6 protein-coding genes are annotated in these 6,055 nt (G+C 73.0%); 2 read left to right on the forward strand and 4 right to left on the reverse strand.

Features of this window, described 5'->3' with window-relative positions; all coding sequences use genetic code 11:
• Window positions 1-24: 24 nt before the first annotated feature.
• The 4 genes from ACGFSC_RS06650 to ACGFSC_RS06665 all read right to left on the reverse strand — a co-directional run bounded on the left by ACGFSC_RS06650 (window position 25) and on the right by ACGFSC_RS06665 (window position 3,956).
• Window positions 25-627, reverse strand: a complete 603-nt coding sequence (locus ACGFSC_RS06650) for a hypothetical protein (RefSeq protein ID WP_359915169.1) — start codon at window positions 625-627, stop codon at window positions 25-27.
• A 276-nt stretch (window positions 628-903) separates the two neighbouring features.
• The gene (locus ACGFSC_RS06655) at window positions 904-2,211 is read right to left on the reverse strand and encodes a M64 family metallopeptidase (RefSeq protein ID WP_359915168.1); all 1,308 of its coding nucleotides are present in this window, start codon (window positions 2,209-2,211) and stop codon (window positions 904-906) included.
• A 68-nt stretch (window positions 2,212-2,279) separates the two neighbouring features.
• Entirely contained in the window at window positions 2,280-2,648 is a 369-nt protein-coding gene (locus ACGFSC_RS06660; protein ID WP_359915167.1) for a hypothetical protein, read from the reverse strand.
• Between the two features lie 72 nt (window positions 2,649-2,720).
• Entirely contained in the window at window positions 2,721-3,956 is a 1,236-nt protein-coding gene (locus tag ACGFSC_RS06665) for a serine hydrolase domain-containing protein (RefSeq protein WP_359915166.1), read from the reverse strand.
• 113 nt (window positions 3,957-4,069) lie between these two features.
• Between ACGFSC_RS06665 and ACGFSC_RS06670 the strand changes: the two genes are divergently transcribed.
• Both ACGFSC_RS06670 and ACGFSC_RS06675 read left to right on the forward strand, forming a co-directional pair.
• A complete protein-coding gene (locus ACGFSC_RS06670) occupies window positions 4,070-5,239 on the forward strand; it encodes a histidine kinase (RefSeq protein WP_359915164.1) in 1,170 nt (389 codons plus the stop codon).
• On the forward strand, window positions 5,227-5,871 hold the full coding sequence (locus ACGFSC_RS06675; protein WP_359915162.1) for a response regulator transcription factor: 645 nt from the start codon (window positions 5,227-5,229) through the stop codon (window positions 5,869-5,871). Before ACGFSC_RS06670 ends, ACGFSC_RS06675 begins: the two co-directional genes overlap by 13 nt.
• The last annotated feature ends 184 nt before the right edge of the window (window positions 5,872-6,055 follow it).

Raw genomic sequence — 6,055 nt, forward strand, 5'->3', positions numbered from 1 at the left:
GCACCGTTCGTGGGGGCGGGAACGCTAGCCGAGCAGCAGGAACTTGGTGGACGGGGTGTTCCGGTAGGTGCTGCAGTCGGTGTTCTGGGTGGTCGTGCTGTACGTGAAGCCGTAGGGGACGTCACAGGCCCAGAGGCCGCTGTACGGCTTGCGGAGGTGGAAGGCGTTGGACTGGCCGCCGCCCGTGGTGAGGTTGCAGGCGGTGCCCCAGACGAGGTAGTCGTAGGTGAACTCCGGGGTGCCCACGCAGGCGACCAGGCCGTCGACCGGCTTGCGCAGGTGGTACTGGTTGGACTGCACGCCGCTGATCTGGCTGCAGGCGAGACCCCAGGTGATGTTGTCGTAGACGAAGCCGGGCGTGCTCCGACAGGCCGTCAGGCCGTCGTACGGGGTCCGCAGGTGGAACTGCGGCGAGTTCCAGCTGCCGCCGCCGCTGCAGCTGCGGTTCATCGACACCTGGTCGTAGACGTACCCGGCCGGGACCTCGCAGGCCCAGGAGCCGTCGAGGCCGGTGGTGGTGGCCTTCGCGGGGGTCGCGGCGACCGCGCCCGAGAGCAGGAGGGCGAGGGCGGCCAGTGCGGCGAGCAGCAGGCGGGCGAAGCGGGTGTGCGCGTGTGCGGTGGGCATGGTTCTCCCAGGGTCGTGGCCGGACACGGGGTCCGGCGCGGGAACAACGGGACATGCGGTACCGTGCGGGCCGACAACGGGAGTTGCGGCCCGCCGAAGGTTTTAGCACGGTGTCGTCACGGCCGCCTCACGAACCGCTCAACTCGGGTGGATGTTGTGAAGGCCCGGCCGGAACTCCGACCCGACCGGACCCCCGCCGCGGCCCCTTGAGTGCCAGGGGCCGGGGCGGGGTTCCGTCGGGTGCCGGTCCGGTCGAACGGCACGCCAGGACCCGTCTCAGCGCGTGACCACCCAGGACAGGCTCGCGGTCAGCTTCGCGCGCAGCGCCGGGTCCGCGACGGCCGGGGTCGGGTCGGTGGCGACGGCGGTGAGGGTGTGCGGCCGGGAGCGCGGCCCGGTCAGCTTGAGCTCGGCCAGGTCCAGCGCGGTGCGGCCGTTCAGCCGGGGCAGCTCGCGCCCGTCCAGGTACCAGCGGAGCCGGGTGGCGGGCACCGGCAGGTCGACGGTGAGGCGGTCCGCGGGGGTGAGCCGGCTGCCGCCGGGGGTGGGGCTGGTGAGCGGGGTGGCGTGGCGGTAGAAGCCCGCGATCATCGCCTCACGCCCGGGCAGGTTGAACTCGCGTCCGAGTGAGCGCATGATCGAGTTCTCGGTCGGGCGGTAGAGCCCGGTGGGGTAGTAGCCGCCGCCCTCGTACGTGCCGACCGTGCCGCCGTCCGGCGAGGCCTGCCCCAGCCAGCGCGACCACTTGGTGCCCTGGCCGCGCATCCGGTCGGCGGTCAGGGTGCTGATGTTGGCCTCGGCGGGTTCGTCGCCCTGGTACGTCCCCTGGCCGTCGTAGGCGTACTCGTCGGCCAGCTTGCCCAGCGAGTGCCCGGTCTCGTGCACCGCGATCTGCCCGGACTTCGCGTTGCCGCCCGCCACGGTGGCGATGCCCTCGTAGCCGACCGAGGACTTGACGTCGTTGTAGCCGGCGCCGCCGTACTTGGCGGTGTTGGCCACCACGAGCACCAGGTCCGCCTGCGGGGCCTTCGCCGCGTACGACTCGACGGCCTTCTCGTCCACGCAGAGCAGCCGCTCCACGCCGTCGCACCAGAAGTACGAGCCCAGCGCGGTGTGCCGCACCGTCGCCCGGTCCGGGTCCCCGGTCACGCCCGACTCGGGGGAAACGGCGTTCACCGCCCAGACGTTGAACAGTGAGCGGTAGGTGGCGTAGGGCTCGACGGAGGTCATCTCGCGCCACTTCTGGTCCGCGTCCGCACGGAACTTGTCCTGCTCCTGCGCCGTGTACCCGTCGCCGATCACCACCACGTCCAGCTTGGTGGCCGGTTCGCCGTTGTGGACCAGTGCCGTGACCTCGCCGTCCCCCTGCACGGGCGCCAGGCCCTGGGGGTGGCCGGCGAGGTAGGGGGAGGCGGCCGGGGCCTGGGCGCGGGAGATGCCGCCGTCCTCGGCGAACACCTCCACCTGACGGGTCGGCGGGGTGCCGTCCGCGGGGCGGCTCCAGGCCGGTGCGGCCCCCAGCACCGTTCCGGCGAGTACGGTGGCGAGCAGGGCGGTGGTGGTCCTGAGGGTGGTGCGGTGCACGGGTGTCCTTCCGGAGGTGCGGTCTGTGGCCAGCCCCCTTCCCATGTCGATAACCTGACAATCATTTGTCATGCCGGATAGTCGGCCGAGCGATGGAGGTGCTCGCGTTCGTCCGCGTCGGTGAACTCGACCTCGAAGGACAGGCCCGCCTCCGCCAGCGCCGCGAGAAGGACGTCGATCCGGTCGGGGTCCACGAACCCGGTGAACGTCACGGGCTCCAGCGGCAGCAGCTCCAGCTCGGCGAACGCGTTCTCCACCTCGAACTCGGTCCACCCCGACCGCCGGACCCGCCACCCGGCGGCGTGGAAGCGCGCGGCCGCCCGTCCCGCGTCCGCCGCCGAGGGCAGCGATCCCCGGACGTTGTCGGCGAGTTCGATGCGGGCCAGGGCGGCGGCGTCCAGGCGCGGCCCGCCCGTTCCGGCGGAGGAGAAGTCCATGCCGGACGGAACCAGCCCGGTGGGAACGCCGTTCCGGGGCGGGACGCGGGGGACGGGTCCGCGCGGAGGACGTCACCGGCGCTGGGGGCCGGCCGCCTTCGGACTCGTGCACAGCGCGTCGTCGACCAGCCTGTTCTCCGCCTCCGCCACCCGCAGGACGTCCCCGTCGGTGGCGGCCTGGACGCCCGACAGCGAGACCGTGACGCTGCGCCGGCCGTCGGCGGTGACGCCGGCGGTGCTGATCCACCCGGCGTCACCGCCCTCGTGGCCCCAGTACTCCCCGCCGCAGGACAGCCGGCGCGAGAAGATCCCCAGCCCGGCCCGGGCGCCCGGCATGAACCGCTCGAACTTCTCGCCGACCTCGACGGTCCGGGTCATCTCCGCCAGCTGCGCCGGTGCCAGGAGCCGGCCGCCGAGCAGGGCGCCGAAGAACCGGTCGAGGTCGGCGGTGGTGGAGACGAGCCCGGCCTCGCCGTTGGTGCCCGAGCCGACCTGCTCGGTGACGTCCACGAGCGGCTCGCCGGCCGCGAACCTCTGGTAGGTCTCGGCGTGCGGCCGGGGCAGGGTGGGGGACGTACCCGGGTGGAAGGTGTGATCGAGGCCGAGCGGCCGGACGATCCGGTCCCCGACCTCCTCGTGCCAGGGACGCCCGGTGACCCGCTCGATGATCATCCCGAGCAGGACGTAGCCGGTGTTGCTGTAGTTCCAGCCCGTGTCGGGGTCGAAGTCCGGGCCGTGGGCCATCGCCCGGGCGACGATCTGCTCGGGTGTGTACGCGTCCGACCGGTGCTGCCGGAAGTCCTCCGCCGAGGTGTAGTCCGGGTAGTCGTCATGGATGCCGCTGGTGTGCCGGAGCAGCTGGCGGACAGTGATCGCGCGACCGTCGTTGCCGTTTCCGGACACCACGCCGGGCAGCCACCGATCGACCGGGTCGTCCAGGGAGAGCCTGTTCTCGCCGGCGAGCTGCAGGGTCACGGTGGCCACGAACGTCTTGGTGATGCTGGCGATCCTGAAGTAGCCGTTCCGGGGCACCGGCTGGCGTCCCGTCAGATCGGCGACGCCGCCGACGGCGGTCAGGTTCCGGCCGTCGGAGGTGACCACGCGGGCCTGGACTCCGGTGGCGCCGACCGCGGTGAGCGCGTCGGCGTCGCGCTGGAGCCGGATCCGGAGCCGGTCGTCGTACTGCGGGGCGGCCGGCGCCGCGGGCGCGCCGGTGGAGAGGGTCACGGCCGCGACGGCGGCCAGCGTGACGTTCCGTCGGACGGATCGGTGGCGCCGCCGCGGGGCACGCATCGGTGAAGTCGTCATGGGCGTTGACGCTAGGTCGGGGTGGGGAGGCCGGACGATACCGCTCACCCGTCATAAAAGAGGGTAGTGGGCTGTAATGCCCGGCCCGGCCCCCATGGTCCAGACTGGTGCGGATGAAGCACCATGGGGCCGGTCGGCTTTCGGAGATGTGGCGCGGTCTGGGCTACCTGTTGGGGAGCCTGCTCACCGCTGCGGTCGCCGTGCTGGCGCTGCCCGTACTCGCCGTCCCGGTCACGGCCCGCTCCTGGGCGTCCTGGCACCGCCGCCGCGCCGACCGGCTGCTGGGCTCTCCGCGCTCCGGCCCGGTCCGGGTCGGCCCGTGGCGACTCCTCGGCTGGCTCTGCGCCTGCACCGTGACCGCCCTGGCGTTCGGCCTCGTCCTGCTGTTGTGCGCGGGCAACGCCGTGACCACGGCCGTCACGGTGCCCCTGTGGTGGGCGCTGCCCGCCGGCACCCGCGCGGGCGGCTTCGCCGCCGGTGTCCCCCTGACCGGGTGGGGCACGGCGCTGACCCTCGGGACCGCACAAGCCGTCGCCTTCGCGGCCCTGACCTACTGGCTGGCTCCCCGGCTGGCCCGCCTGCACGCCCGGACCTGCGTCGCGCTGCTGTCCCCCTCGACCGCCGCGCGGCTGGCACAACGGGTGGAGACCCTGACCGAGACACGGGTGCACGCCATGAACGCGCACGGCGCGGAACTCCGCCGGATCGAACGCGACCTGCACGACGGCACCCAGGCCCGGCTGGTGGCCATCGCGATGCGGCTGGGCGTGGCCCGTGAGCTGCTGAGCGACGACCCCGGGCTGGTGGCCGGGCTCCTGGAGGAAGCGCACGAGAACACCGAGGAGGCCATGACGGAGCTGAGAGCGGTGATCCGGACGATATACCCGCCGATCCTCGCCGACCGCGGCCTCGCCGGGGCGCTGACCGCGCTGGCGTCCCGCTCGGCGATCGACACCACCCTCGACATCGGCTCCGGTGGCTCCGGCGACCTCGACACGGTCCCCGCCGCGGTCGAGGCCGTCGCCTACTTCACGATCGCCGAGGCGCTCACCAACGCCGCCAAGCACAGCCGGGCCACCCGGACCGCCGTCCGCGTCGCACGCGACGGCGACCGGCTGGCGATCGAGGTCACCGACGACGGCGTCGGCGGCGCCGACGAGACGCTGGGCACCGGCATCACCGGAATCCGCCACCGCGTCCTGGCGCTCGACGGCACCGTCCACCTGCACAGCCCCGGCGGCGGCCCGACCACGATCACCGTGAGCCTGCCGTGCGCGTCGTGATCGCCGAGGACAACGTCCTGCTGGCCAACGGGCTGGAACTCCTGCTGACCGCCAAGGGCTTCGAGGTCGCCGCGATCACCCCGGACGCCCCCGGCTTCCTCGCCGCCGTCACCGAGCACCGCCCGGACGTCGCCATCGTCGACGTACGGCTGCCGCCCGGCTTCCGCGACGAAGGCATCCACGCCGCGATCCGCGCCCGCCGCCTGCACCCCGGCCTGCCCGTGCTCGTCCTCTCCCAGTACGTCGAGCAGCAGTACGCCGGCGAGCTGGTCTCCGACGGCCGCGGCGGCGTCGGCTACCTCCTCAAGGACCGGGTGAGCCGGGTGAGCGAGTTCACCGACGCACTGCGGCGGGTCGCCGCCGGCGGCACCGTCATGGACCCCGAGGTGATCGGCCAGCTCCTCACCCGGCCCGCCCGCGACCCGATCGCCGCCCTCACGCCGCGCGAACGCGAGGTCCTCGCCCTGATGGCCGAAGGAAAGGACAACACCACCATCGCCACCCGGCTCGTCATCACCGACAACGCCGTCCACAAGCACATCGGCCACATCTTCGCCAAACTCGGCCTCTCGCCGGCCGACAGCGGCCACCGCCGCGTCCTCGCCGTCCTCACCTACCTCAGCCGCCGCTGAGGAACCCGGCCGGTCGGCCCGCCGCCCGCAGGTCGTCCCGCACTCCGCCCCGCCTGTCGGCCCGGTGGAACGCCCACGCGGAACGCCCAGGGTCTGTACAAAGAACGGTGTAACTCCCGATCAAGGAAGTAGCACCTGATGAAGGACGTGACCGTCTCGGCCGAGGCCGTCGAGGCAGCGAAGC

The organism is Kitasatospora sp. NPDC048715 (assembly GCF_043198905.1).
GTDB lineage: Bacteria > Actinomycetota > Actinomycetes > Streptomycetales > Streptomycetaceae > Kitasatospora > Kitasatospora lactacystinica.